Origin of the sequence: Thermithiobacillus plumbiphilus (genome assembly GCF_038070005.1) — a bacterium.
GTDB lineage: Bacteria > Pseudomonadota > Gammaproteobacteria > Acidithiobacillales > Thermithiobacillaceae > JBBPCO01.
The window spans coordinates 20767-45203 of sequence record NZ_JBBPCO010000008.1; the positions used below are offsets into that span (position 1 = coordinate 20767).

General features: G+C 61.8%; 29 protein-coding genes. 14 read left to right on the plus strand and 15 right to left on the minus strand.

All coding sequences use genetic code 11. The features are described from left to right. Window positions 1-271: 271 nt before the first annotated feature. Genes ubiA through WOB96_RS08775 form a run of 3 tightly spaced genes read right to left on the minus strand, consistent with a single transcriptional unit; the run spans window position 272 to window position 2114 of the window. A complete protein-coding gene (ubiA, locus tag WOB96_RS08765; protein ID WP_341370917.1) occupies window positions 272-1129 on the minus strand; it encodes a 4-hydroxybenzoate octaprenyltransferase in 858 nt (285 codons plus the stop codon). Window positions 1130-1133: 4 nt separating this feature from the next. Further along, entirely contained in the window at window positions 1134-1598 is a 465-nt protein-coding gene (locus tag WOB96_RS08770) for a chorismate--pyruvate lyase family protein (protein WP_341370918.1), read from the minus strand. Window positions 1599-1655: 57 nt separating this feature from the next. Continuing rightward, the gene (locus WOB96_RS08775; RefSeq protein WP_341370919.1) at window positions 1656-2114 is read right to left on the minus strand and encodes a CopD family protein; all 459 of its coding nucleotides are present in this window, start codon (window positions 2112-2114) and stop codon (window positions 1656-1658) included. Window positions 2115-2271: 157 nt separating this feature from the next. On the opposite strand from WOB96_RS08775, the gene WOB96_RS08780 reads away from it, so the two are divergent. Beyond that, the gene (locus WOB96_RS08780) at window positions 2272-3099 is read left to right on the plus strand and encodes a hypothetical protein (protein WP_341370920.1); all 828 of its coding nucleotides are present in this window, start codon (window positions 2272-2274) and stop codon (window positions 3097-3099) included. Here WOB96_RS08780 and WOB96_RS08785 read toward each other — a convergent pair. From WOB96_RS08785 to WOB96_RS08835, 11 genes are all read right to left on the minus strand, one after another. Next, entirely contained in the window at window positions 3087-5018 is a 1932-nt protein-coding gene (locus WOB96_RS08785; protein ID WP_341370921.1) for an MHYT domain-containing protein, read from the minus strand. The genes WOB96_RS08780 and WOB96_RS08785 overlap by 13 nt on opposite strands. 73 nt (window positions 5019-5091) lie before the next feature. Next, entirely contained in the window at window positions 5092-6738 is a 1647-nt protein-coding gene (locus WOB96_RS08790; RefSeq protein ID WP_341370922.1) for an ATP-binding protein, read from the minus strand. Window positions 6739-6788: 50 nt separating this feature from the next. Beyond that, a complete protein-coding gene (recG, locus tag WOB96_RS08795) occupies window positions 6789-8834 on the minus strand; it encodes an ATP-dependent DNA helicase RecG (RefSeq protein WP_341370923.1) in 2046 nt (681 codons plus the stop codon). A 2-nt stretch (window positions 8835-8836) separates the two neighbouring features. Then, on the minus strand, window positions 8837-9040 hold the full coding sequence (locus WOB96_RS08800; RefSeq protein WP_341370924.1) for a DUF1858 domain-containing protein: 204 nt from the start codon (window positions 9038-9040) through the stop codon (window positions 8837-8839). Window positions 9041-9058: 18 nt separating this feature from the next. Continuing rightward, window positions 9059-9439, minus strand: a complete 381-nt coding sequence (locus WOB96_RS08805; protein ID WP_341370925.1) for a RidA family protein — start codon at window positions 9437-9439, stop codon at window positions 9059-9061. A gap of 45 nt (window positions 9440-9484) precedes the next feature. Continuing rightward, a complete protein-coding gene (locus WOB96_RS08810) occupies window positions 9485-10429 on the minus strand; it encodes a mechanosensitive ion channel family protein (RefSeq protein WP_341370926.1) in 945 nt (314 codons plus the stop codon). 1 nt (window position 10430) lies between these two features. After that, window positions 10431-12683: a RelA/SpoT family protein gene (locus WOB96_RS08815; protein ID WP_341370927.1), complete on the minus strand. Its 2253-nt coding sequence runs from the start codon at window positions 12681-12683 to the stop codon at window positions 10431-10433. Between the two features lie 8 nt (window positions 12684-12691). Beyond that, window positions 12692-12946, minus strand: a complete 255-nt coding sequence (rpoZ, locus tag WOB96_RS14490; protein ID WP_423229731.1) for a DNA-directed RNA polymerase subunit omega — start codon at window positions 12944-12946, stop codon at window positions 12692-12694. A gap of 80 nt (window positions 12947-13026) precedes the next feature. Continuing rightward, entirely contained in the window at window positions 13027-13659 is a 633-nt protein-coding gene (gene gmk, locus WOB96_RS08825; RefSeq protein ID WP_341370928.1) for a guanylate kinase, read from the minus strand. A 40-nt stretch (window positions 13660-13699) separates the two neighbouring features. Continuing rightward, complete coding sequence (locus tag WOB96_RS08830) at window positions 13700-14569, minus strand: YicC/YloC family endoribonuclease (RefSeq protein ID WP_341370929.1); 870 nt, start codon at window positions 14567-14569, stop codon at window positions 13700-13702. Window positions 14570-14669: 100 nt separating this feature from the next. Beyond that, window positions 14670-15140 (minus strand): host attachment protein, encoded by a 471-nt coding sequence (locus tag WOB96_RS08835; protein ID WP_341370930.1) that lies wholly within the window; start codon window positions 15138-15140, stop codon window positions 14670-14672. 188 nt (window positions 15141-15328) lie between these two features. Here WOB96_RS08835 and WOB96_RS08840 point away from each other — a divergent pair, with 188 nt between their 5' ends. The 13 genes from WOB96_RS08840 to WOB96_RS08895 all read left to right on the plus strand — a co-directional run bounded on the left by WOB96_RS08840 (window position 15329) and on the right by WOB96_RS08895 (window position 23891). Then, a complete protein-coding gene (locus tag WOB96_RS08840; RefSeq protein ID WP_341370931.1) occupies window positions 15329-15547 on the plus strand; it encodes a (2Fe-2S)-binding protein in 219 nt (72 codons plus the stop codon). Between the two features lie 52 nt (window positions 15548-15599). Next, window positions 15600-16526, plus strand: coding sequence for a YheT family hydrolase (locus tag WOB96_RS08845; protein WP_341370932.1), 927 nt, complete (start codon window positions 15600-15602; stop codon window positions 16524-16526). 67 nt (window positions 16527-16593) lie between these two features. Then, window positions 16594-18105, plus strand: coding sequence for a threonine ammonia-lyase, biosynthetic (ilvA, locus tag WOB96_RS08850; RefSeq protein WP_341370933.1), 1512 nt, complete (start codon window positions 16594-16596; stop codon window positions 18103-18105). 346 nt (window positions 18106-18451) lie between these two features. Next, window positions 18452-19108, plus strand: a complete 657-nt coding sequence (locus tag WOB96_RS08855; protein ID WP_341370934.1) for a beta-class carbonic anhydrase — start codon at window positions 18452-18454, stop codon at window positions 19106-19108. Window positions 19109-19203: 95 nt separating this feature from the next. Continuing rightward, complete coding sequence (locus WOB96_RS14495) at window positions 19204-19476, plus strand: FmdB family zinc ribbon protein (protein WP_423229732.1); 273 nt, start codon at window positions 19204-19206, stop codon at window positions 19474-19476. A 135-nt stretch (window positions 19477-19611) separates the two neighbouring features. After that, on the plus strand, window positions 19612-21195 hold the full coding sequence (locus WOB96_RS08860) for a sigma 54-interacting transcriptional regulator (protein WP_341370935.1): 1584 nt from the start codon (window positions 19612-19614) through the stop codon (window positions 21193-21195). 173 nt (window positions 21196-21368) lie between these two features. Next, on the plus strand, window positions 21369-21659 hold the full coding sequence (locus WOB96_RS08865) for a HigA family addiction module antitoxin (RefSeq protein ID WP_341370936.1): 291 nt from the start codon (window positions 21369-21371) through the stop codon (window positions 21657-21659). A gap of 154 nt (window positions 21660-21813) precedes the next feature. After that, entirely contained in the window at window positions 21814-22083 is a 270-nt protein-coding gene (locus tag WOB96_RS08870; RefSeq protein ID WP_341370937.1) for a type II toxin-antitoxin system Phd/YefM family antitoxin, read from the plus strand. Next, window positions 22084-22383: a type II toxin-antitoxin system RelE/ParE family toxin gene (locus tag WOB96_RS08875; RefSeq protein WP_341370938.1), complete on the plus strand. Its 300-nt coding sequence runs from the start codon at window positions 22084-22086 to the stop codon at window positions 22381-22383. It abuts the gene before it with no gap. A gap of 43 nt (window positions 22384-22426) precedes the next feature. Further along, window positions 22427-22930, plus strand: coding sequence for a hypothetical protein (locus WOB96_RS08880; protein WP_341370939.1), 504 nt, complete (start codon window positions 22427-22429; stop codon window positions 22928-22930). A gap of 107 nt (window positions 22931-23037) precedes the next feature. Further along, entirely contained in the window at window positions 23038-23385 is a 348-nt protein-coding gene (locus tag WOB96_RS08885; RefSeq protein WP_341370940.1) for a DUF3024 domain-containing protein, read from the plus strand. A gap of 75 nt (window positions 23386-23460) precedes the next feature. After that, entirely contained in the window at window positions 23461-23628 is a 168-nt protein-coding gene (locus WOB96_RS08890; RefSeq protein WP_341370941.1) for a hypothetical protein, read from the plus strand. Window positions 23629-23693: 65 nt separating this feature from the next. Next, complete coding sequence (locus WOB96_RS08895; RefSeq protein ID WP_341370942.1) at window positions 23694-23891, plus strand: DUF2283 domain-containing protein; 198 nt, start codon at window positions 23694-23696, stop codon at window positions 23889-23891. Between the two features lie 53 nt (window positions 23892-23944). On the opposite strand, the gene WOB96_RS08900 is transcribed toward WOB96_RS08895, so the two are convergent. After that, window positions 23945-24349, minus strand: a complete 405-nt coding sequence (locus tag WOB96_RS08900) for a truncated hemoglobin (RefSeq protein WP_341370943.1) — start codon at window positions 24347-24349, stop codon at window positions 23945-23947. Between the last annotated feature and the right edge of the window lie 88 nt (window positions 24350-24437).

The window sequence follows — 24437 nt, forward strand, 5'->3', positions numbered from 1 at the left end:
CCTGTGTGGCGCGGACTTACTGTGCTTGCTCACAAATTCTGTGGATAACTTTGTGGACACTCGTGGAAACTAGGACAAAAGTCTCGTAAGACAATGGGCTTAGGCCTTTGCCCAAAAAAATGGCGAAAGTAAATGGTTAATTGAATCAGGCGCTTGTCTTCCGAGCCTTGACGGGTCGCTGGGATTGTGTGTGCAAGCCCGGAATTCACGGCCAGAGCCGGCTTGTGAATTGTTTTGTGGACCCAGTCCAGATGCATACCAGAAAAAGACCTCAAGCGGGTATGTACAGTCCGCCCAGTATGCCCGCAAAGACGGTCATGCCGATCCAGTTATTGTGCAGAAAGGCCTGAAAGCTGCGCAGGCGGTCGCGATCGCGGATCAGCCACTGTTCATAGAGGGCGAGTCCGGCCGCCAGCAGCAGGGACAGGTCGAAGGGCCAGGAAAGTCCGGCCTGGCGTCCCACCCAGTACAGGAGCCCCAGCGCCAGACCGTGCAGCAGGGCGATCATCAGCCGATCGAAGCGCCCGAACAGGATGGCCGTGGACTTGACGCCGATCTTCAGGTCATCCGGCCGATCCGCCATGGCGTAGGCCGTGTCATAGGCGAGCACCCAGGCGATATTGGCCGCCAGCAGGAGCCAGGCGAGATTCGGGACCTGTCCGGTCTGGGCGGCGAAAGCCATGGGAATGCCCCAGCCAAAGGCAATGCCGAGGTAGGCCTGGGGCAGATGGGTGAAGCGCTTGAAGAAAGGATAGGTCGCGGCCAGCAGCAGGGCAATCACCGCCAGGGCAATGGTCAACCAATTGAGAAAGAGCAGCAGACTGGCGGAGATCAGCACCAGCACGACAAAGAGGCCTAGCGCCTCGCGCGGACTGACCCGGCCGCTGGCGAGCGGGCGGTCGCGGGTACGTGCCACGTGGGCATCGAAATCGCGGTCGGCATAGTCGTTGATCACGCAACCGGCCGAGCGCATCAGCAGCACGCCCAGGCCAAAGACCAGCACCAGCAGGGGGTCGGGGTGGCCACGCCCGGCCAGAAACAGGGCCCAGTAGGTTGGCCAGAGCAGCAGCAGGGTGCCGATGGGGCGATGCATGCGCATCAGTTCCAGATAGTCCCGGATCTTGCTCATCATGTCATTCACGGAAAGGGAGGAGGGCCGGCAGCAGGATTTCCTGCACCAGCAGGCGCTGATCACAGCTTTGATAGAGCGAGCGCCGGGCCCAGAGACGTCCCGCAGTTGCCGGCGTCCCCGCCAGCCGCAGGATGTCGAGCCGCAGGCGCCGGGCCTGGCAGGGGCTGCGAAACAGCAGGTCGCCAATGGGTCGGCTGCCCCAGCGTGCCAGGGGCTTGAGGGTGCCGCGCAGGTGGCGCAGCGGGATCAGGGTGCGGGCGTGGATCCAGGGCGTCGGGCAGTGGCTGCAGTACAGCAGGCTTTCACGCAGCAGGGCCTGCTCGCCCGGACCCAGACGCAGCAGCCGGGCCTCGTCGGGGCGGGGTCGGACATGGGCCTGGCGCAGGATCTGTGCCCGGATCGCACCCTGGCAATGCCGACGCAGGGCCTCGGTGAAGGAACCCGACACCCCCAGCCAGCCGCGCAACTCGCGTGGTGGCCGACTGGCGGGCCCTGGCCGCCTTGCAGAGCACACCGGCACGGATCAGAAAAGCAGCTTGTGGGTGGCGATGAAGACCACGACGAAGCCGATCAGGGTGTTGATACCCACCAGCATGCGGATCTGTCCCAGGGCCTTGCCGGCATCCGCCCAGTTCTGGGCCTCGACTTGGCGCTTGAGGCGGCGGTAGGGCGCAAAGAAGACGTGCGCGAAGATCAGCATCATTACCAGCCCAAGACCCAGCATGAGGTGGACATAGATAGGCGCGGTGCTCATGTCGCCGGTATCGAAGATCATGCCGAATCCACTGACGAGGATCAGCGCCACCGTCGCCCAGACCCAGGGAAAGAAACGCCCGAACACCCCGCGCCAGAGCCGCAGCCGGTCTGGCGCCTGCAACAGTTCCGCGGCCGCCGGCCTTAGAACCATGTAGGCAAAGAACATCCCGCCGACCCAGGTGAGCATGGCGGCGACGTGCAGGAATTTCAGGATGCCATAGAGCATGGGCGCGGTTCTCCTTATGGGTGATCGGTGAGGCTGCTCATGGATATTCCCTGCTTTAAGCGGCAAGGTCAATGCACTTTGAAGGTATCTTGCCACGCTGATGAGGCACTGGCATGATCCGGGCTACTGCGAATTGCGTCCCTGCCGAGGAGGTTCCTTGAAAACGTCCGTCCTGCGCCTGACCATGGTCCTGTCATCCTTGCAAGCAACATCCGCCCTGGCGGAAATCCCTGCCCCGCTGCGCGAGGTGAATCAGACCGTCAGTGTACAGATCGGTGCGCTGGGGCAGGATTATTTCGAGCACGACGATTACGGCGAGGTGCCGACGGATTATCTCGACAGGGAGGACGGCACGCTGGGAGCCCTGGCCCTGGAAGGCCGCTGGCTGAAGGACGCCTGGCTCTACCAGGCGCAAGTGCGGCTGGCGGCGGGCGAGACGGATTACGACGGTTATCTGCAGAACCTGAACACTGGCGAAATCACGCCGCACCAGTCCACCACCGACAACCTGATGCAGACCGCCCGCGTCAGCATCGGCTATCTGCAGCCACTTGGCGGCGCCCTGGCCCTCATTCCCGGTGCCGAGATCGGATCCCGTTTCTGGAATCGCTCCCTGCAGGGCATCGGCGGCTATGATGAACAATACTTCGATGTGCATGCCGGGCTTTCCCTGACCGCGCAGGCTGCCCTGTCGGAGCGCCTGGTGGCCAGCCTGCAGGCCGCCGGGGGCAGCACGGTTTACGGGATGATCAATGTCGACAGCGTCGATCTGCGGGAAGAACTGGGCAGGAAGCCCTACTACCGGCTCGGCGCGGGGCTCGATTATCGCCTCGATGCCCGCTGGCACCTGAAGGCCGACCTGGCTTACGAGCGCTTCGGCTACGGCGAGTCCAATGTCTCCGAGTACAATGGCAAGTTCTATCGGGAACCACGCAGTCGCACCCGCCAGCAGAGCGTGCTGGTGGGGGTTGGCTACAGGTTCTGATCACCCGGTGCAGGTCCGAGCGTGAAATAGAAGGTCGCGCCCTCTCCCGGCTTCCCCTCGGCCCAGATGCGGCCATCGTGGCGCGTGATGATGCGCCCGACGGTAGCCAGACCGATGCCGGTGCCTTCGAATTCCTTGCTGCTGTGCAGACGCTGGAAGGGCGTGAACAGCTTGTCGGCATAGTTCATGTCGAATCCGGCCCCGTTATCGCGCACGAAGTAGATGCACTCTTCCCGCACCCCGAATTCGATCCGCGCGTTCGCCTGGTGCCGGGTGAATTTCCAGGCATTGCCCAGCAGGTTCTCCAGCACGATTTCAAGCAGTCGCGCATCCCCACAGGCAATGATACGGGGCTGGACAACGAACTCTACCCGGCGCTCTGGCTGCTGCGCCTGCAGGTTCTCGGCAACCCGATGCACGATGGCGCTGATGTTCAGCGATTTCCGATGGATTTCGCTGCGGGTGATCTGGGCCAGAGCGAGCAGATCATCGATCAGGACGCCCATGCGCTGGCTGGCGCTCAGTATTCTTGACAGATGCTGCTGGCTTTCATGACTCAGATTGCCCTGGCTATCTGCCAGCAGGGCCTGGCTGAAGCCATGAATTGCCCGCAATGGCGCCCGCAGATCATGGGAGACGGAATAGCTGAAGGTTTCCAGTTCCCGATTCAAAGTCTCAAGCCGGGTATTGATGGCGCTCAACTCCAGGGTGCGTTCCGCAACTCGTTGCTCCAGTGTTACATTCAGTTGCCGGATGGCATCTTCCGCCAGCTTGCGCTCACTGATGTCCTCAACCGTGCTCACCACGCCGATGACCCGCCCGCCTTCGAGCAGGGGCGCCATGCTGATGCTGGCGGTCCTGATCTCGCCCGAGGCGTCGGGCAGTTCGATTTCAATGTCGCGTATCTCTTCACCCTGGCTTGCCACTCGCGCGAAACTCGCGTCGATCTCGCTGCGGCTGGTATCCTTGAACAAACTGGAAAAGCGCTGGCCGATCAAAGTTTCAAGCGCTTGGCCGGTCATGTCGGCGGCACGATGGTTGGCGAGGGTGAGGCGGCCCTGCAGATCCAGGGCGAAGATGGCGTTGCTGACGCTCTGCATGACCTTGTCGCGAAACTCGCGGGTTTCCTGCAACAGGCGTTCCTGACGGCGTTCCCGCTCGCGCTGCAGAAATTCCTTGTACACGCTGATGAGCGTGATCGCGAGCATCAGCAGCACGCCGAAGCCAAGTGCGGCCGCGCCGAGCCTGTTGATGCTCATGCCCCTTGCAAGGGCCTCGCTGGAATCGCCCAGGGGGGCGAAAATGGCCGCCTGCATGCCGGTATAATGCATGCCTGCGATGGCGATGCCCATGCCAGTGGCGCTGCCGATCTTCTTCCAACTCCAGTAGGCCAGGCTTTCTCCCTTGAGCCTGAAGGCCAGCCACAGCGCAGCAATGGATGCCGTGATGGCGATCAGGATGGACGCGGCAAACAGCCAGGGATCATAGTGGAGCACCGCAGGCATGCGCATGGCTGCCATGCCGACATAATGCATCGCGGCAATGCCGATTCCCATGAATAGCCCGCCGGCCAGCAAGGGGGCTGCACCCAGCGTGTTGCGGCTGCTGATGAACAGGGCCACGCCAGAGGCGATGATGGCGATGATCATCGATAGCGCGGTCGTGCCGAAATCATAGTGCATCGGCATCGGCATCTGAAACGCCATCATGCCAATGAAATGCATCGACCAGATGCCGATGCCCATGGCCGTGGCCCCACCCAGCAGCCAGACCAGGCGCAGCCGGCCCTGCGTCACTGCGACCCGGCCGGCCAGTTCGAGCGCGGCGTAGGCCGCCCCGATGGCGACTACGATCGACAGCATGACCAGGGTCAGGTCATAACTGGCATGGATGGCGATGTTGGTGCTGCTATGGATCAATGTTTTTCTCTGTATTGATGGCGCATGGCAAGTGGCGCCTTGGGAGTTTTACTGGCAAGGGAGCCACCTGGAATCAGACCATTGACCGTTGCAGCGTGAATCGAAAGGTTGCGCCCTCGCTGGGTTTGCCCTCGGCCCAGATCCGTCCGCCATGGCGCTCGATGCTGCGCTTGACGATGTTCAATCCGATGCCGATGCCCTCGAACTCCCTGCTGCTGTGCAGGCGCTGAAACACCTGAAAGAGTTTATGCGCGTAATTCATGTCAAAGCCCGCACCGTTATCACGCACGAAATAGACGATTTCCTCACCCTGGCTTTCCGAACCGATGCTGATCCGTGCCGGACACTTCCCCGCACTGAATTTCCAGGCGTTGCCGATGAGGTTTTCCAGTACCCGCTCGAGCAGCCCGGGATCCGCTTCTGCCGGCAGCTTTTCCGGGATGTCGAAGACGACCTCGCGCGCCGGATCGCTCTGGCGCAGGCGCATGCTGATCGTTCTGGAGATCTGGCCAAGATCGATCTTTTGAATCCGCAACTGCTGGCGGTCCAGCCGGCTCAGTTCCAGCAGGGCGTCGATGAGCGCAGCCATGTGCTGGCTTGCCCCGCGGATGCGTTCCAGGTGCTTCTGGCCCTCGGCATCGAGCCTGTCGCCGTAGTCCTCTTCGAGGATGCGGGCGAAGCCATCGAGCGCGCGCAGCGGCGCGCGCAGATCATGGGAGACCGAGTAGCTGAAGGATTCCAGCGATTGATTCAGCGCGGTCAACTCGGCCTTGCGCTGGCGCAGGGCGGCATTCGCCTGACGCAGGTCCTGCTCGGCCTGGCGGATCTCGGTGATGTCGTGCATGAGCACCAGGGCGCCGAGCCTTTCTCCCTCGGGGCCGTGAATGGGCTGGCCTTGCGTTACCACGGTTCGCTGCTGACCCTCGGGCGTGTAAATCATCATTTCCACGCCCCGGAAGCTTTCTCCGCAAAAGGCGCGATAGAGGGGCACTTCTTCCTTGCGCATCGGGGTCAGGCCATCTGGCTGATACAGGCCATAGTAGCTGGCCCAGCCATCCGGCAGGATGGGGGCAATGTCACGGCCATGAGACTGGCGGATTCCCTCGCTGAAGAGGATGAGTTGGCCTTCGGCATCGCAGGCGACGATACCCTCAGCGGCCTGTTCCATGAAGGCTTCCAGAAATCGCCGCGCACGTTCGTGTTCGACCGTGATCTTCTCCAGCGCCTGAAAGTCCCGGGCATGCTGCAGGGCCGCGCCGAGCAGACCGGCGAGCATCTGCAGGGCCAGTTCATCTTCGGTTGTGAAGGCATGGGTCCGAGTGGACAGCACTTTCACGACACTATGGCAGTTGTCACCATGGCACAGTGGCATCACCAGCATCGAGCGTACCCCGGTTTTTCGGCGGGTTTCCTGGTCCACGCGCGGGTCGGTCTCGGCGTCATCACAGCGCAGCAATCCCTTGCCCCTTAATGCCAGGCCAGACAGACTGTTTCCAATGGCCAGCCGCAGATCCCGGAATGGAGTCAAGATGCCGGAGACGCAGTGGTAACGCAGATTGTCACCCTCGACCACTTCGATCACCGCGCTCTCGGCCCCCGTAAGCGCGCGGGTGCGCTCCACGATGAGACTCATCAGCATTTCGGGATCGAGCGGGGCCTCGGCGATTTCCTGCTGTATGGCGAGGATGGCCGAGAGTTTGGCGGCATTGTCGATGGTCATGGTGACGCGTTTGCCTTGTACCTGTTGGATGAGATCACACGTGTTCACTATCAGGCGATGTCGCCGTAGTCCAGTCGCCCGGCCAGCCAGCGATCCACCAGGGCATGGCAAAGCGCAGGCGAAGTCTGGCGCAGGGCCGCGGCCGACTCGGCCACCTGGTCGAGCAGGTCTTCATCGCGACTGAGATCAGCGATGCGCAGGTTGGCTAGGCCCGTCTGGCGCACGCCGAGAAACTCGCCGGGTCCACGCAGTTCGAGGTCCTTGCGGGCGATCACGAAGCCATCCTGGCTCTCGCGCATGATGGCCAGCCGATCGCGGCCCTTTTGTGACAGCGGCGGGTGATACATCAGCACGCAGGCACTCTTGGCGCTGCCCCGCCCGACCCGGCCGCGCAACTGGTGCAATTGCGACAGGCCCAGGCGCTCGGCGTTTTCGATGATCATCAGCGAGGCATTGGGCACGTCCACCCCGACCTCGATCACCGTGGTGGCTACCAGCAACTGGATCTCGCCGGCCTTGAAGGCCTCCATCACCGCGCTCTTTTCCGCACCCTTGAGCCGTCCATGCACCAGGCCCACCCGCAGTTCCGGCAGGGCCTCGCTGAGTTCGACATAGCTCTGCTCGGCGGCCTGCAACTGCAGGGCCTCGGATTCATCGATGAGCGGGCAGACCCAGTAGACCTGCCGGCCGGTCAGCACCGCGTGGCGCACCCGCTCGATCACTTCCTCGCGGCGCTGATCGCTGATGACCACGCTGTCGATGGGGCTGCGCCCCGGCGGCAGTTCATCAAGCACGCTGAGATCGAGGTCGGCATGCAGGGTCATGGCCAGGGTGCGCGGGATGGGCGTGGCGGTCATGACCAGCAGGTGCGGGTTCTCGCCCTTGCCGCGCAACTGCATCCGTTGATCTACCCCAAAGCGGTGCTGCTCGTCAATGATCACCAGGCCCAGGCGCTGGAAGCGGACCTCTTCCTGAAAGAGCGCATGGGTGCCCACCACCATGCGAATCTCGCCGCTGGCCAGTCGCGCCAGGGTCTCGCGCCGTTCGGCACTGCCCTGCTTCTGCGCCAGCCAGCCGCTGTCAATCCCCAGTGGCGCCAGCCAGCGGGCGAAACTCTCGCGGTGCTGCTCGGCCAGGATCTCGGTGGGCGCCATGAGCGCGACCTGATAGCCGGCCTCGATGGCATAGAGGCTGGCCGCCACCGCCACCAGGGTCTTGCCGGCGCCGACATCGCCCTGTAGCAGGCGCTGCATCGGCGTGGCGCGCGCCATGTCGGCGCGGATCTCGGCGATCACCCGCTGTTGCGCGCCAGTGGGCTGGAAGGGCAGTTGCGCCAGCAGGTCTTCCCAGAGCCGGCCCGCGCCGGCCAGCACCGGGGCCTCCTCGATGACCCGCCGGCTGCGCAGCAGTTGCAGGGCCAGCCTGTGCGCCAGCAACTCCTCGAAGGCCAGGCGCCGGTGGGCCGGGTGGAAGGGATCGGGCGGCTCGCCCTGAGGCTGATGAATGGTGCGCAGGGCGGTATGCAGATCCGGCAGCCCCTGGCGTAGCGGCTCGGGCAGGAGGTCTGGCAGCGCGCTCAGATTGTCCAGGGCCTCGCCGATCCAGCGGCGTAGTTGCGCCTGGTTCAGGCCCTCGGTGGCCGGATAAAAAGGGGTCAGATGGGTGGGGGTGTTCAGAGCGATGGGGCTGGCCGCCACCTGCCACTCGGGGTGTATCATCTCCAGGCCATTGAAGGCCCGGCGCACCTCGCCAAAGCACCAGATGGCCAGTCCCCGGCGCAATTGCGCCTTGAGGCCCGGGTGAAAGTGAAAAAAGCGCAGCGACAGGAAGCCGGTGTTGTCGCTGATGCGCACCACCAGCATATTGCGCTTGCCGGGCACCACTTCCGCCAGCTCGATCTGGCCGCGTACCGCCACTTCCTGTTCGGGTTGCAGGCTGCCGATGGGCAGGATGCGGCGCCGGTCCTGATAACGCAGCGGCAGATGGAACAGCAGATCCTGGACCCGCGCAATCCCCAGATTGCCAAGGCGCAGCAAGGCCGCCGGGCCGATGCCCTTGAGGGTGCTGACTGGCGCCTGGGGATCGATGCCGGGCAAGTTCAGGAGGACTTCGCGGCCCGCAGCTGCGCGATCAATTCCTGCACATCAAGACCATGCATGATCGCCGCCTGTTGCACCGTATCGAAGTTCGCGGCCACGCATTCATCACAGAACGCGCCATTGCGGTGCAGGACCTCGCGCAGCTCGGGATGACTGGCAAGCAGTTCCATGATGCGCAGACTGGGTTCGATATTCTCTTGCATGCTTCCTCCCGGACGGGCTCAAAGCGCCACGACTCCGTCGATTTCCACCACGGCACCTCTGGGCAGGGCCGACACCTGCACGGCGGCCCGCGCCGGGTAGGGCCGGTCGAAGTAGCCTTCCATGACCTGGTTGACGGTGGCGAAGTTGCCGAGATCCGTCAGGTAGACGTTGAGCTTCACGGCCCGCCCAAGCTCGGTGCCAGCGGCCTGGCAGACCGCCTGCAGATTGTCGAGCACCCGTCTGAGCTGGGTTTCGAAGTCGCCTTCCACCAGTTGGCCACTGTGCGGATCCAGCGGGATCTGGCCGGAGAGCCAGAGCAGTCCCCCCTGGATCATGGCCTGGCTGTAGGTACCGATCGCGGCCGGGGCTTGCTCGCTATGAACGGCTTCTCTGGACATTGCTTCACCACCTCGCACTTGGACGCCCGATACCGGGATTGAGTTCTATTTGGTCGCCAGCCGCTGCTCCGGCAGCGGGATTTCGGCACGCCTGTGCTCGAGATCAGCCAGCCCGGAGCGGATGTGCAGATCGCGCTGCGGAAAGGGGATCTCGATGCCGTGCTGGTCGAGGGCCTCGGCGATGGCCCAGGTATAAGCGGCCTGGGTGGCGCCGGGGCTGACCATGCGCTGGCGATCCACCCAGACCACCAGCTCGAAATTCAGGGCGCTGTCGCCAAAGCCCACCAGCCAGACCTGCGGCGCACGCCGATCATGCAGATCCGTGCCGGGCAGGCGGGCCGCGGCCTCGCTGACCACCCGGCGCACCAGTTCCCGATCACTGCCGTAGGCAACCCCGAAGGGGATGTGAATGCGCCGGGTCAGCTCATCGAAGCTCCAGTTCACCACCTGACCGTTGATGAAATCCGAGTTCGGCACCAGGATGTCCACGCCATCATTGGTGGTCACCCGGGTGAAACGCACGTTGATCTCCTTCACCAGTCCGCGCGTGCCACTGGAAAGCTCGATGAAGTCGCCCACCTTCAGGGTCTTTTCGAACAGCAGGATGATGCCCGAGATGAAGTTGCTGAAGATGTTCTTTAGCCCGAAGCCCAGACCCACACCTACCGCGCCACCGAGAAAGGCCAGATGACTCAGGTTGACGCCGAGACTTGAAAGCGCAACCACGATGGCAATCGCGACGATCGCATAATGCAGGATGCGCGACAGGGTATAGGCAGCGCTCGGATCGAAGCGGGTGCCATCGGCGGCCAGCCGCGTGACGGCATGACGCACGGCCCGTGACAGCCAGTAACCCAGAAAGAGGATGAGCAGGAACTGCAACAGGCCGTAAGGGCGAATGACCACCCCGCCAAACTGGAACAGGGGATAATTGATGATGGTGATGGCATCACTCAGCCAGCCGGGCTGCGAGAGGGCGGATGTGCTCATGCTAACCTTTCAGGCGCTGGACCCGGGACACGACCGGCAGGCTGCGCAGCGCGCGCATGATGCGCGCAAGGTGCTGGCGATTCGTCACATCGACGGTAAAGGTGATGCCGGTATAGAGCCCATCCCGCTCCTCGATGTCGACGTGATCGATATTGGAACCCTCCTCGGCGATCAGGGTGGCGAGCCTGGCCAGCACGCCACGCGCATGTTCGACCACGGTACGGATGGTCACAGGATATTCGCCGCTGACCTTGGCATCCCACTGCACGTCCACCCACTTGTCGCGGCGCTTGCGCCATTCCTGGATGTTCGGGCAGTCATGGGTGTGGACGACGATGCCTCGCCCGGCGGTGACGAAGCCGAGGATGGGATCGCCCGGGATCGGATGGCAGCAGCGCGCCAGGGTGACGGCCATGCCTTCCGTGCCGCGAATGCTCAAGGAGAAGGTCTTGTCCCGCTCGGGCACGCCGCCTTCACCTTCCACTTGCTCTGGCAGGAGACTGTGCGCCACCACCAGCGGATAGGCATTGCCCATGCCGATGGCCTCCAGCAGCTCCGTGGCCGAGCCGACCCGGAAGGTGGGCAGGATGCGTTGCCAGTCCTGCTCCTGTACCGCCTCCAGCGTGCCGCCCATCGAGCGCAGTGCCTTGTCCAGCAGGCGCTTGCCCATGGCCTCGGCCTCGGCGTGCTGGATATTCTTCAGATGCATGCGGATATTTGCCCGCGCCTTGCCGGTGGCAACGAAATCCAGCCAGCCCGGATTGGGCGAGGCGCTCTGGGCCGTGATGATCTCCACGTGGTCGCCGTTTTTCAACAGCGTGCGCAAGGGCACGAACTGGTCGTTGACCTTGGCGGCGATGCAGTGATTGCCGATATCGGTATGCACGGCATAGGCGAAATCCACGGCAGTGGCGCCCTGCGGCAGGCTCATGATCTTGCCCTTGGGGGTGAAGACGTAGACCTGATCCGGAAACAGATCCATCTTCACGCTCTCCAGGAACTCGCGCGAGTCGCCGCCCTTTTGCTGCAGTTCCAGCAGATGCTGCACCCAGGCGCGGGCCTGGGCCTGGGCTCGGCTGGAGGACTCGCCGCTCTTGTAGAGCCAATGCGCCGCCACCCCGGCCTCGGCGACCCGGTGCATGTCCTCGGTGCGGATCTGCACCTCGATCGGATGCCCGAAGGGCCCGAACAGCACCGTATGCAGGGACTGATAACCGTTGGCCTTGGGGATGGCGATATAGTCCTTGAAGCGCCCCGGAATCGGCTTGTAGAGATTGTGAATCAGGCCCAGCACCCTATAGCAGGTGTCCACCGAATCGACGATGATGCGAAACGCATAGATATCGCTGACGGCGCTGAAGGACAGGGACTTCTTCTGCATCTTCTGATAGATGCTGTAGATGTGTTTCTCGCGTCCCAGCACCTCGCCGCTGATGCCTTCCTGGCGCAGGCGCTCCTCGATGGCCGCGCGAATCCGCGTCACCACTTCCTTGCGGTTGCCGCGCGAGGCCCGGATCGCTTCCGAGAGCGCATGCCAGCGCTTGGGATAGAGGTGAGCGAAGGCCAGCTCTTCGAGCTCGATGCGGATCGGATTGATGCCCAGGCGCTGGGCGATGGGGGCATAGATCTCCAGGGTCTCGCGCGAGATGCGCCGACGCTTTTCCGAGATCATCACGCCCATGGTGCGCATGTTGTGGAGCCGGTCGGCGAGCTTGATCAGCACCACCCGGATGTCCTTGGACATGGCCAGCAGCATCTTGCGGAAATTCTCTGCCTGCGCTTCCTCGGATGTCTCGAAGTGCACCTTGCCGAGCTTGGTGACGCCATCCACCAGGTCCGCCACGCTCTGGCCGAATACGCGCGCCAGCTCTTCCTTGCTGACGCCGGTATCCTCGATGACGTCATGCAGGATGGCGCCCTGGATGGAGGGCAGGTCGAGCCGCAGTTCAGCGAGGATGCGGGCCACGGCCAGGGGGTGGTGGATATAGGGCTCGCCGCTGCGCCGGTTCTGGCCCTGATGCGCCATTGCGCCATAGACGAAGGTGAGATAGGCCGCCTCGACCTCGTCTGGCTCCATGTATTGCCCGAGCACCTCGCGCAGGGCATCGAAGGCCTGCGGTCCCGGAGGATCGGGCAGCTGCAGGTCGGGGAGCAGGGGCGCGTGCCAGTCGGGATGCGCCGGTTCCGGGGGTTGCAGCAGGGCTGCATCCGAACTGGACAGGCGGTTTTCGCTGGCGGGTGGAATGAAGTGCATCAGTTGCCCTAGATGATGGGGTCTTCCTCTATTCGCCGCTGTGTGCTGGCGAACTCCGTCACCACGGGTTCATCGAGCACGCTGGCGCCAACCTTGCTCTCGGCAATCTCGCGCAGGGCGATGACGGTGGGCTTGTCCTTGTCGTCCGGCACCAGCGGGGTGGCACCCATGGCGAGCTGACGCGCGCGCCGGGCGGCCGCCAGGGTCAGCTCGAAGCGGTTGGGGATGTTGTGCAGACAATCTTCAACGGTCACGCGGGCCATTTTGCATCCTTTGCTTGGTTCAAAAACAGTGTGAATGAAAACAATATCTTAGCTTAAATGCGCAGGCCTGTCTGCAAGGGCTAGAGGCCCAGCAGCTCGTGCATGCGCTGGCGCATTTCCTCGGTATGGCGGCAGAGCCGCAGCCGTTCCGCCGCGACGATGCTGTGCAGCTGCTCCAGTGCCAGCTCAAAGCTGTCATTGATCACCACGTAATCATACTCGTCGTAATGTACCATCTCGCGCTGTGCCTCCTGCATGCGCAACGCGATCACCTTGTCATCGTCCTGGCCACGCTGGCGCAGACGGCTTTCGAGCGCCGCCGTGGACGGCGGCAGGATGAAGATGCTCACGGTATGCTTTGGCAGGCGCTCGCGCACCTGGCGCGCGCCCTGCCAGTCGATCTCCAGCAGCACGTCCGTGCCCACCAGCAGCTGGCGCTTGACCCAGTCCTCGCTGGTACCGTAGTAGTTGCCGAATACCCGGGCATGTTCCAAAAAGGCACCCTGGTCGACCATCTGCTCGAAGGTGGGGATGTCGATGAAATGGTAATGCTCGCCGCTGGTTTCACCGGGCCGCGCCGGGCGCGTGGTATAGGACACCGAGTGGCGCAGTTGTGGCGTGTGTTCGATCAGCGCCCGGCTCAGGCTGGTCTTGCCGGCCCCGCTGGGCGCGGAGATGATCCAGAGAATACCGTTACGATTGCCGTCCAGCATGTGCTTCCTTTTCGGGGCCAGGTGCTCCTGACCCGGGTCATCATTCAATGTTCTGGACCTGCTCGCGCATCTGCTCGATCAGGACCTTGAGGCTGACTGCCGCCTGGGTGGTCTGGGTGTCGGCCGATTTCGAGCCCAGGGTATTGGCCTCGCGGTTGAGTTCCTGCATCATGAAATCCAGGCGTCTGCCCACCGCGTCACGGCCATTGAGGACGCGGCGCACCTCGTTGATGTGCGTGCCGAGCCGGTCAACCTCCTCGGCAACGTCGATGCGGGTGGCAAACAGCACCATTTCCTGCTCCAGACGCTGTGGGTCCATGTCGCGGCGCAATTCCCCAAGCCGCTCCTCCAGTCGCCGACGATAATCCGCGATCACCTGCGGCAAGCGCGTGCGTACCTCGCTGATCACGGTTTCCATGGCGTCGAGGCGCTCGCGGATCAATCCGGCAAGCTTTTCGCCCTCGCGCGCGCGGCTGGCGCCCAGCTCTTCCAGGGTGTGCTCCAGCAATTGCAGGGCGCTGGCCTGTAGCTGCTCGTTGTCCAGCGCCGGGCTTTGCAGCACGCCCGGCCATTTCAACAGCTCCAGGGCCGAGAACGGCGCCTTCGCCTCAAAGCGGTCAGCGAGATCTCCGGCCAGTCGCGACAGCTCCTGCAGCAGGTCCTCATTGACCTGCAGGGCGGTGTTTTCGCCGGCCACCGGTGGCGCCCAGCGCAGAGTGGCGTCGATCTTGCCCCGGCGCAATCGCGCCTGGATCGTTTCGCGCACCTTGCCCTCCAAGGCGCGCAATTCCTCGGGCAGACGCGGACTGATCTCCAGATGGCGGTGATTCACCGAGCGCAGTTCCCAGGAGAGCAGGCCCCAGGGGCCATTCTGCTCCTGCCGGGCAAAGGCGGTCATGCTGCGCGTCATGGCAGTTCCTCGATGGCATGTTTGTCAACGCTTGAGCATATCAGGCTTGGCGCCGCGCTGCACCCTGTGACATGGCGCCCGAGGCTTCACTGTGCAAGGCTCAGGGGCAGAGAATGCCGCCCAGGGTTTCGGTGAGATCCTTTTCGGCAAGTTTGGTGTAGTCCTTGTTGAGGCTGTCCATCACCAGACTGGCGGTGTTGTGGTCCAGGGTCTCGCGCAGCAGGCCCAGGAAGTGCGGCGGGGCGATCAGTACCAGGCGGTCATATGCCTTCTGGGTACGCCCCTGATTCATGCGCTCGCACAGCTCCTGCGCGAACTGCTGTGCCTCCACTTCCTTGGGGCCCGTGGATGGCTCCATGGCGGGGCGGGAGGCGGTGGCACCAGGACGACCCTTGCTGGGAGCTGCGCTTTGTTGCTGACGGCCGCGGTCGTCGGTAACAAGATCAATACCCTTTTTTCGGCTGTCGGGATGTTCGAGCTCCTCCAGTAGTTCAAGGCCCTTGTTGCAGCCCCGGTTGGCAAACAGTCTGGCATTACTGGCATTGGCAACGAGAATCCAGGTGGTGGTCATGGCCGCTCCATTGTTTTTCTGGACAAATGGAATAGTTGATCGCTGTACGCGCGATTTGCGGACAGATCAGGAAAAAGGCCTTTATAATGGCCTTGGCGTCCGACTGAGGCTCCTATATCATTGGTACGCCGGAACCATCGTGCGCCGATCTGTCTAAGGATAGGCCATTTTTAAGCTGTGGAGTTCCCATGTCCGCCCAACGTAAAGAAGATACGCAAGTCGATCTGAGCCCCTACTGCTGCTGCTCGGAAGCGACCTTCAACGAGATCCTCGCGCGCCAGCGAGCCGAGCCCCTGCCTTTCATGGACCTGATCATGGTGCATGCCGGCTGCGGTACCGGCTGCGGCAGCTGCCTGGAAGATCTGGAAGCCTTCCTCAAGGCCAACGACGCCTATATCGAAGACTAGCGTCCGCGCATCTTCGTTGCCTCGGACTCCTCCCTTTGTAGCCCCTCGATGGTTGCGCGGCGGCCATGCGCAAACGCTCTATGCCGCCCTGTTCGCGCCACGTCCTCCTGTCAGCTATCAACGCGAACGCTGGGAAACCCCGGACGGGGATTTCATCGATCTCGATTGGGTCAGTGGTTCCCGCGAGTCACCCTTGCTGGTGCTTTTCCATGGCCTGGAAAGCGGCTCGGGCGGCCATTACGCCCGCGCTCTGGCCGCCGCCTGCCGGCAACGCGGCTGGCGCTTCGTCGTGCCGCATTTTCGCGGTTGCAGCGGCGAGCCCAATCGTTTGGCGCGCGCCTATCATGCCGGCGACAGCGCCGAAATCGCCTGGATCCTGGAACGCCTGACGCGTGGGCGATCTGCACCTTGCCTTGCCGTTGGCGTCTCGCTCGGCGGCAACGCCCTCTTGAAGTATCTCGGCGAGCGCGGTACCGCGGCCGGGGATGTCCTCGATGGCGCCGCCGCCGTCTGTGCGCCGATGGAGCTTGCCGTGGCCGGCGAGGTGCTGGGCGTGGGTCTCAACCGCGTCTATACCTGGCATTTTTTGCGCAGCCTCAAACCCCGCGCTGTCGCCCGCCTGCAGCGTCATCCTGGCATCTATGATCTAGCCGCCCTGCGCCGGGCCCGCAATCTGCGCGGCTTCGACGATGCCGTCACCGCGCCTTTGCACGGTTTTGCCGGCGTGGATGATTACTGGCAGCGGGCGTCGAGCAAGCCTCTGCTCGGTAATATCACCCTGCCCACCCTGCTCCTGAACAGCCGGGATGATCCCTTCTATCCGGCCGCCGCCCTGCCGGATCCGGCCGCCCTGCCAAGCTGCGTGCAGGCAGAGTACCCGGAATCCGGCGGGCATGTGGGCTTTGTCAGTGGTGCCTTTCCGGGCAATCTGGACTGGCTGCCAATGCGTCTGCTGGGGTTTTTCGACGAGCAGCTCTAGCGCTTGCCACCGGCATTCAGCCTATCCGCCTTTCGTGTTATATTCCCGCTATTTACGCGCAGGCCCCATGCTCAATACCCTTATCCGCCAGATCCTCACCAGCCGCGTCTATGACGTGGCGCGGGAAACGCCGCTTGAACCCGCCGCCAATCTCTCCCGCCGTCTCGGCAACCAGGTGCTCTTCAAGCGCGAGGACCTGCAGCCGGTGTTCAGCTTCAAGCTGCGCGGTGCCTACAATCGCATCGCGCATCTGAGTGAGGCCGAGCGCGCCCGCGGCGTCATCGCTGCGAGTGCCGGCAACCATGCCCAGGGCGTGGCCTTCTCCGCCCTGCGCCTTGGGCTGCGGGCCGTGATCGTGATGCCGCAGACCACCCCACAGATCAAGGTGGATGCGGTGCGGGCTCTGGGTGCCGAGGTGGTGCTGGCGGGCGACAGCTATTCCGATGCCCAGGCGCATTGCGATCAGCTCGTGGCCGAAACCGGCATGAGCTTCATCCATCCCTTTGACGATCCGCTGGTCATTGCTGGGCAGGGCACCATTGGTGACGAACTCCTGCGCCAGAGCAACGGCAAGCTCGATGCCGTGTTCGTGCCGGTCGGCGGGGGCGGGCTGATTGCCGGCATTGCGGGCTTTCTCAAGGTGCTCATGCCCGATGTGCGGGTGATCGGGGTCGAGCCCTTCGAGGCCGACGCCATGTACCAGTCCCTGCAGGCCGGGCAGCGGATCAGGCTCGATCAGGTGGGGATATTTGCCGATGGCGTGGCGGTGCGCGAGGTCGGCAAGCATACCTTCAAGATCGTGCGCGAGACCGTGGATGAGATCATCCGGGTCAGCAATGACGAGATCTGCGCCGCCATCAAGGACGTCTTTGACGACACCCGTGCCATCATGGAACCGGCCGGTGCGCTGGCGGTGGCCGGCCTGAAGGCCTATGCCGAGCGCCAGGGCGTCCAGGACCAGCGCCTGGTGGCCCTGCTCTCGGGCGCCAACATGAACTTCGACCGGCTGCGCTTCGTAGCGGAGCGGGCGGAACTCGGCGAGGCGCGCGAGGCCCTGCTCGCCGTCACCATCCCCGAGCGCCCCGGCGCCTTCCAGTCCTTCTGCGGCACCATCGGCAAGCGCGTCATCACCGAATTCAATTATCGCCTCAATGGCCGCGACAGCGCGCATATCTTTGTTGGCATCAGCACCCGTTCGCGCGAGGACGCCCAGGGCCTGACCGAGTGCCTGAATGAAGCAGGTTATGCGACCACGGACCTGTCCGACAACGAAATGGCCAAGCTGCACGTCCGCCACATGGTCGGCGGGCACTCACCGGCGGTGCGCAATGAACTGATCTATCGCTTCGAATTTCCCGAGCGGCCCGGCGCACTGATGGAATTCCTGGAAAAGCTTGGCGGCCACTGGAACATCAGTCTGTTTCATTACCGCAATCACGGCGCGGACTTCGGCCGCATCCTCGCCGGCATCGAGGTGCCACCCGAGGACCTGCCGGCCTTCGAGCAGTTTCTGGCAAGGCTGGGCTATCCCCATGTGCGCGAGGATGACAATCCGGCCTATCGGTTTTTTCTGGGGTAAGGTCACTGCTGCCGCTCGTTTCGAAAGGAACTGAACAAGAACGGGAACTGGCCCTTTATTTTGCAGTGCGAATTATTGCTTCCTATAGGAAGCTACACATTCTCGCCAGCCTATGGCCCCGTGCCTTAGTTGTTCCAGCCTTTTGAGGTCGCATTCCCTGGGAAGCGCGCGATCTCATCCAACCCCCTTAAATAATCATATCCGATTGTTTTTAAATGTAAAATTAAAAGGCACAGGTTTTGCTTCGAAGTTGTTGCGGACCTGTCGCCTGGTGACTATCAAATTGGGTCTTTTCTTAGCCGAGTGTCGGACATCCGCTTAACTCAATTTTAAATGGAGACGCAAGATGACAACACTGAAGGACCAACTGAACGCGCGGACTGATTCCTACGACCATTGGGCCCTACGGCGCCGCTATGGCCCCGAAGGCCACAATGACAGATCCCTCTGGGTGCTGGCCTGCATGGACGAGCGCCTGCCTGTGGACGAGGCTTTGGGGATTCGCGTGGACAGCCCAGCTGGTGGCGGCGACGCCCACTGCTTTCGCAATGCGGGCGGCATCGTCACCGACGACGCGATCCGCTCAGCCATGCTGACCTGCAACTTCTTCGGCACCAAGGAAATCGTCATCGTTCAGCATACCCAGTGCGGCATGCTGTCCGCCAATGCCAACGACCTAGAGCGGATGCTGAAGGAAAAGGGCGTAGACACGGAAAACCTGACTCTGGACCCGACTCTGCCCGAACTGAAGCTGGACAAGGGCGGGTTCGCCAAGTGGATCGGCATGATGGACGATGTGGATGTGACATGCATGCGTACCATTGAGACGATCCGCAATCATCCCCTGATTCCCAAGCATGTCGTGGTCAGTGGCTGGATCTGGGAAGTGGAGAATCGTAGGCTGCGGGCGCCCACGTTGGATGCCAAAGTGCGAGGGCGTGTGCCTGATGTCCGTAGCACGGACTTCGGGGTGAGTCAGAATCAACCCCCACGGTGGGTCTGATCGGCATTTAGGGCATGCTCGCAAGTTGTAAGAAGAAATAGAACGCACCGCCTAGAGCGGCGCGTTCGGTCATAATTTAATCTGGGAATTCATTTATGCCGACCTATGATTATCGCTGTTGTGAGTGCGGGACACCGTTCGAAGCCAGCCACGCCATGAGCGAGCACGCGCCAGATTGTCCCAGCTGTGGTGGCGTGGCGGAGAAGGCCATTTTAGTAGCTCCGGCCATACATGGCCAAATGGCGCGGGGGCGTGAACTCGCAATGCGCTCGTTGCCGGCATTTAGGACGGAGGCCGGCCCAAATGGCCATAAGCCGGGCTGTAGTTGTTGCGCGCCCCGCGCGACGAGTACGGTCAAGACGAATTGAATACGCCTATTGGGTTGTTTGTCCTGCACATCTAGCCTGCCGTGCTAGGATGAGAACATGGCTGTGGGCCCGCCGCGTACTTTGTGACATCGCAGCTCCGCAGTGCCTCCCTCATCTTTCTGAAGAGGATCGTCCATGTCCCACGCATTGCTTTCCGAGCTGATCCCACTCTCGTTTTTGCAAATGTTCTTCACGCAGAGCGTCAAGCTTGCGGGACAACTGCCGCAAGAGGACGCAGCCTGTCACAACCATATCCAGATTCTGGGGCTGACCGCCAGCAGCTGTCTGGAGGCCCATGTCCGCCAACAACTCGGCCTGTCTGGTGAAATCAGTGGCGATCAATACACTGCGTTGGTCATCAATATCAAGAACCAGATCGGCGGTGGCTTTGCGCCGGCTACGGGCGAGGCGGGAGCCATCCGCGTGATGAACACCCGCTGCCCCTTCGGCGACCGGGTCAAGGAAGCGCCGGAGCTGTGCCGCATGACGTCGTCCGTGTTCGGTGGCATTGCCGCTCGTAATTTCGGTTACGCAAAGGTGGAGTTGCGTCGGCGCATTGCGAATAATGATGGTTGCTGCGAAGTGCTGATCCATTTTGACCGGGAGACGGCCCGGGACAAGTATGGCGACGAATACGTCAGCCAGGACGGTGCTATCGTGTCCCGCATGGCCTTGGAAGACGTGACCGTGCGGGTAGCGGAGAAAATGGCGCGGATCTGGTGTCCTGCGACCGGAAACGCGCCAGAAGGCTGCCGTGGCGGGCCGGAAATCGTGGCCGAATCCCTCGTTATGCGCGAAGCACTGGAAGCCGTCGAATTGGTGGCCCCAACCATGGCCAACGTCCTAATCAACGGCGAAACTGGCGTAGGCAAGGAAATCATCTCCCGCGCTATCCATGCGCTCAGCAAGCGTAGCGAGGGCAAGTTCGTTGCCGTCAACTGCGGGGCGATCCCGGATAACCTGATCGAGAGTGCCTTGTTCGGTCACGAGAAGGGGGCTTTCACTGGGGCGCATGAAATGCGCCAGGGCGTGTTCGAGCGGGCTGCGGGCGGTACGCTGTTTCTTGACGAGGTCGATAGCCTTCCGCTCTTGTCACAAGCTAATCTGTTGCGCGTGCTGCAGGAAGGCGAGTTCGAGCGAGTGGGCGGAAAACAAGTATTGCACGCAGACGTGCGCATCATTGCCGCCTCCAATACGCCAATGGACAAACTTCTAACTGGGGGAGGCTTCCGGCAGGACCTCTACTACCGGTTAAACGTCGTGCCCATCCATATTCCTCCCCTGCGGGAGCGAAGGGAGGATATTACCGCACTGATCAATCACTTGCTGTCGCGTCTAGCGGCGCGTTACCAGAGGCCCCGGAAAGTACTGGGCAGCCGGGCCTGGGGACAGGCTATGGCCTACGAGTGGCCTGGCAACGTGCGTGAACTGGAAAATGTGCTGGAGCGCACATTCCTTTTCGCCAGGGGACAGGTTATCGACGAGCTCGGCGTGCAACTCTCGGCCGAGACCGGCTTGTCGCAAATAGAGGATTTGCGCAGGCGTAGACAAGGCGCGGTTCGGGATGTCGAGACCAAGATTCTACGCGATGCCCTACAACGTCAAGCCGGCAACGTAAGCGCAGTAGCCCGTGAGATAGGCATCACGCCCCGGGCAATTCATCAGAAGTTGCGAAGTTACAATATCGACGCCGCGACTTATCGAAAACCAGGCAAATAAGCTGGGCATGTGTGCCGGGCTGGCGCCGACATTATCCCGATTTGAGTAGCGCCTCAATGGCCGCGACAGCGCGCATATCTTTGTTGGCATCAGCACCCGCTCGCGCGAGGATGCCCAGGGCCGAGTGCCTGAATGCGGCCGGTTATGCGGCCACAGACCTGTCCGATAACGAAATGGCCAAGCTGCACGTCCGCCACATGGTCGGCGGGCACTCACCGGCGGTGCGCAATGAACTGATCTATCGCTTCGAATTTCCCGAGCAGCCGGGGGAGCTGATGGAATTCCTGGAGAAACTCGAGGTGTCGTCTTCCACCCTCAGCCGGGTTCTGAACGGATTCAGTCGTGTCACGCCTGAAATGCCGCCGCGGCTCGCCAAGGCGCTGGGCCGCTCGCCCGAGAGCTGGCTTGCCATGCAGGATGCCCATGATCTTTGGATGGCCCGACAACGGGTAAACTTGAACTAAGGTCGCCAAGCTTCAGCTGGTGAGAGCCTGACATCGCATTCAAGGGGCGCGGCCAACGAGGCGCAGTCCTAAATCCATGCAGACTGTACTGTTTTCTTGACGGCACCTGTAGACAGGTGCTAAAAATGGCCCTATTGGAAAAGAGGGCGTTGTCATGCAAACGAAATTTTCAGAGGATGTCATTCCCCTGTCCGGTCTCAAGATCAACCCGGGCAAAGTCGTAAGCCAGGTGAACGATACACACAGGCCAGTCCTGCTGACCAGCAGAGGCAGAGGGGTTGCTGTCGTCCAGAGTCTCGACGATTACGAAAAGACTGCCGAAGAGCTGCGGTTCATCAAGGCTGTGGCCCAGGGACTGGCGGACATCCGGGAAGGAAACACCGCCACACTGGCCGAGGCGAAGAAAATACTTGGCGCAGAGTAAGTGGAAATCATCATCGCTCGCTCTGCCCTGAGTGATCTCCAGGAGATTAAAGCGTACTACCTGGAGCAGGATGTCCCGGACATTGGCCAAAAGTTTGTAAATGCCATATTGGAAAATGTGCAACGGCTACGTGATCACCCTGATTCAGGTAGAAAGGTCCCCGAGTTTGATCAGGAGCGCATCCGGGAAATTATCCATCCGCCGTTTCGTGTGATTTACCTGCGGGATGTGGCCTCTGTGAATCTGGTTCGGGTCTGGAGAAGCGAGCGGTTGCTATTGCTTCCCGATGAAGAAACATGACAGCTCGCCCCAGCCGCTTAATCAGACCTAAGGCGCTGCACCAATGATCATCGCCGAGCGTGATGCTTCAGCATTCATCCGCGGGTACACCCTGATAATGGGTGAGATCTATGGTGCACCGCCCGCCAAGCACAAAATTCTGGAGGTGCTGACCGTTGCCCGGGAGAAATATATGGCTGACCGTTCGTTGCTTGACAGAGCGCTGAGCGGATTGACTGCAGAATCAGTGCCGGTGCCCGGCGAAGTCGTCTCCGCCATACGTGGCCTCGAAGTGGCGAAATGGATTTACCTCAAGGACACGCGGTCGCATTCCGTCTTCATCCATCCGTCGGGCCAGGTCGCCTATGGTGTGCTCGGCCTGACTGAGCGAGTCAGAAGTATCATTGGCGGTTCCGGCGCCATCATTGAGACTGGCGTCGTTCGCTATCGCGGGCGATATGTGACGGACGGCGTTGTGTCACGAGTCGCATGGCTTGGCCCAAACTACAAGAGGGAATTTTCGGGTGTTCTGTCCCACCTTCGCAGTCAAGGGTTGTTCAATGTGTGATATGCGCCCTGACTTCCCGGTCAATCGGGCTACCCGCGAGCCGCGATTGTGGAATCCTTCCGCCCTTCGGATTCCGGTGGCCGATCACTTTGAACGTCAGGTGTCACATGGCATTCACGGAGCTTGAACTTCAGCGGTGCAAGAAAGTGCTCGCACAATTCCTCGAACGTCGCCGCCCGCCAGCGCACATTCGCGACCGATTGGACATCGATTACCGTATCACTGGTCAGAGCGTCGAAATCTTCGAGATCCGACCCGATTGGCAGGACAAGTCGAGAAAGCGGGAAACGCTTGTTGCCAAGGCCACGTTCGTGCGCATACAGAATCGATGGAAAGTCTTCTGGATGCGCAAGGATCTCAAGTGGCATGGGTACGAGCCCAACCCTGAAATGCATTCGCTCGAAGCCTTTCTCGACGTGGTCGGTCGCGATGAATATTGTTGCTTCTTCGGCTGAGAAGGTCGCGTCTAAGCTCCATCTAAGAGACGGGCGCTTGCAGGGTAATTTGGCAGAATCCGGAGTGATTCAGTTATGAAATATACCCAGTACTTTCAGGCCATGCGGCAAAGACCCGATCGGGCTAGTATCGATTTGCACTGGATCGAGCGGGTCGTGCATCAGCCGATACGGGAAGTGATTCAGCAGGATGGCCGCATTCGGCGCTGGGGAGCAGTGCCGGAAGCAGGGGGCAGGTATTAACGTGTTATTTTGCTGCCTGACGGCGAAACGGTTCATAATGCCTTTTTCGATCGAGGGTTCATGCCATGAAGATCCAGTATTTCCAGGAAACGGATACGCTCTATATCGAGTTTCGCACCACTGAAGTGGCCGAGACCAAGGATCTGGATGAAAACACGCTGCTGGATCTCGACAAGGCAGGTCACATCTGCGGCATCACCATCGAGCATGCCAGCGAGCGAGCAGATATTCCTCACTTCTCTTTTGAACAAGTGGCGGCCTGACTGATCATTCAGCGACTGCGCAATGCGCGCCGCTGGCCCACGACCCATGACCCCTAATCCCGCGCAAACATCAGCCGCAGGCTCTCGCCGATGCCGCTGGCCAGTCGCATCCAGCGCTCGGCCAATTCCGGGGCGATGTGATCCAGCATGGTCTGATGAAACAGCGCCAGCCAGTCGTCCACCAGGGCATTGCTGATGCCTACCGGCGCGTGCTTGTCGCCCAGCGCATAGCCAAAATCGCGGTAGGGCTGGCCACCCATCACCGTCCACCAGTAATGGATCAGGCGCTCCTTGTGCAGGTCCCAGTCGCCGACCACACTGAAGGGGCCACTCAGGGTCGGGTGCTGCTGGATGCGGTTGTAGAAGTCATCCACCACCGCGCGGATGGTGGGCAGGGGGATCTGGGCGCAGAGTGGCTGGAGCTTGCGCGGCGCGGGTTTCGGTTCAATGTCGGACATGAAATGCTCCACAAGGCGAGAGGTTTCCCTTAAGATAAGATGCTCCCGGTGCCTGTGGCAATGCAGGCGTTTGACCCCTTCAGGTGAA

Bases quoted from the DNA above. Each gene is read 5' to 3' on its own strand.
- ubiA (WP_341370917.1), bottom strand. From the start codon at position 1,129: ATGAGCAAGATCCGGGACTATCTGGAACTGATGCGCATGCATCGCCCC.
- WOB96_RS08775 (WP_341370919.1), bottom strand. From the start codon at position 2,114: ATGCTCTATGGCATCCTGAAATTCCTGCACGTCGCCGCCATGCTCACC.
- WOB96_RS08790 (WP_341370922.1), bottom strand. From the start codon at position 6,738: ATGACCATCGACAATGCCGCCAAACTCTCGGCCATCCTCGCCATACAG.
- WOB96_RS08800 (WP_341370924.1), bottom strand. From the start codon at position 9,040: ATGCAAGAGAATATCGAACCCAGTCTGCGCATCATGGAACTGCTTGCC.
- WOB96_RS08805 (WP_341370925.1), bottom strand. From the start codon at position 9,439: ATGTCCAGAGAAGCCGTTCATAGCGAGCAAGCCCCGGCCGCGATCGGT.
- WOB96_RS08810 (WP_341370926.1), bottom strand. From the start codon at position 10,429: ATGAGCACATCCGCCCTCTCGCAGCCCGGCTGGCTGAGTGATGCCATC.
- WOB96_RS08815 (WP_341370927.1), bottom strand. From the start codon at position 12,683: ATGCACTTCATTCCACCCGCCAGCGAAAACCGCCTGTCCAGTTCGGAT.
- rpoZ (WP_423229731.1), bottom strand. From the start codon at position 12,946: ATGGCCCGCGTGACCGTTGAAGATTGTCTGCACAACATCCCCAACCGC.
- gmk (WP_341370928.1), bottom strand. From the start codon at position 13,659: ATGCTGGACGGCAATCGTAACGGTATTCTCTGGATCATCTCCGCGCCC.
- WOB96_RS08830 (WP_341370929.1), bottom strand. From the start codon at position 14,569: ATGACGCGCAGCATGACCGCCTTTGCCCGGCAGGAGCAGAATGGCCCC.
- WOB96_RS08835 (WP_341370930.1), bottom strand. From the start codon at position 15,140: ATGACCACCACCTGGATTCTCGTTGCCAATGCCAGTAATGCCAGACTG.
- WOB96_RS08840 (WP_341370931.1), top strand. From the start codon at position 15,329: ATGTCCGCCCAACGTAAAGAAGATACGCAAGTCGATCTGAGCCCCTAC.
- ilvA (WP_341370933.1), top strand. From the start codon at position 16,594: ATGCTCAATACCCTTATCCGCCAGATCCTCACCAGCCGCGTCTATGAC.
- WOB96_RS08855 (WP_341370934.1), top strand. From the start codon at position 18,452: ATGACAACACTGAAGGACCAACTGAACGCGCGGACTGATTCCTACGAC.
- WOB96_RS14495 (WP_423229732.1), top strand. From the start codon at position 19,204: ATGCCGACCTATGATTATCGCTGTTGTGAGTGCGGGACACCGTTCGAA.
- WOB96_RS08860 (WP_341370935.1), top strand. From the start codon at position 19,612: ATGTCCCACGCATTGCTTTCCGAGCTGATCCCACTCTCGTTTTTGCAA.
- WOB96_RS08865 (WP_341370936.1), top strand. From the start codon at position 21,369: ATGGCCAAGCTGCACGTCCGCCACATGGTCGGCGGGCACTCACCGGCG.
- WOB96_RS08870 (WP_341370937.1), top strand. From the start codon at position 21,814: ATGCAAACGAAATTTTCAGAGGATGTCATTCCCCTGTCCGGTCTCAAG.
- WOB96_RS08880 (WP_341370939.1), top strand. From the start codon at position 22,427: ATGATCATCGCCGAGCGTGATGCTTCAGCATTCATCCGCGGGTACACC.
- WOB96_RS08885 (WP_341370940.1), top strand. From the start codon at position 23,038: ATGGCATTCACGGAGCTTGAACTTCAGCGGTGCAAGAAAGTGCTCGCA.
- WOB96_RS08890 (WP_341370941.1), top strand. From the start codon at position 23,461: ATGAAATATACCCAGTACTTTCAGGCCATGCGGCAAAGACCCGATCGG.
- WOB96_RS08895 (WP_341370942.1), top strand. From the start codon at position 23,694: ATGAAGATCCAGTATTTCCAGGAAACGGATACGCTCTATATCGAGTTT.
- WOB96_RS08900 (WP_341370943.1), bottom strand. From the start codon at position 24,349: ATGTCCGACATTGAACCGAAACCCGCGCCGCGCAAGCTCCAGCCACTC.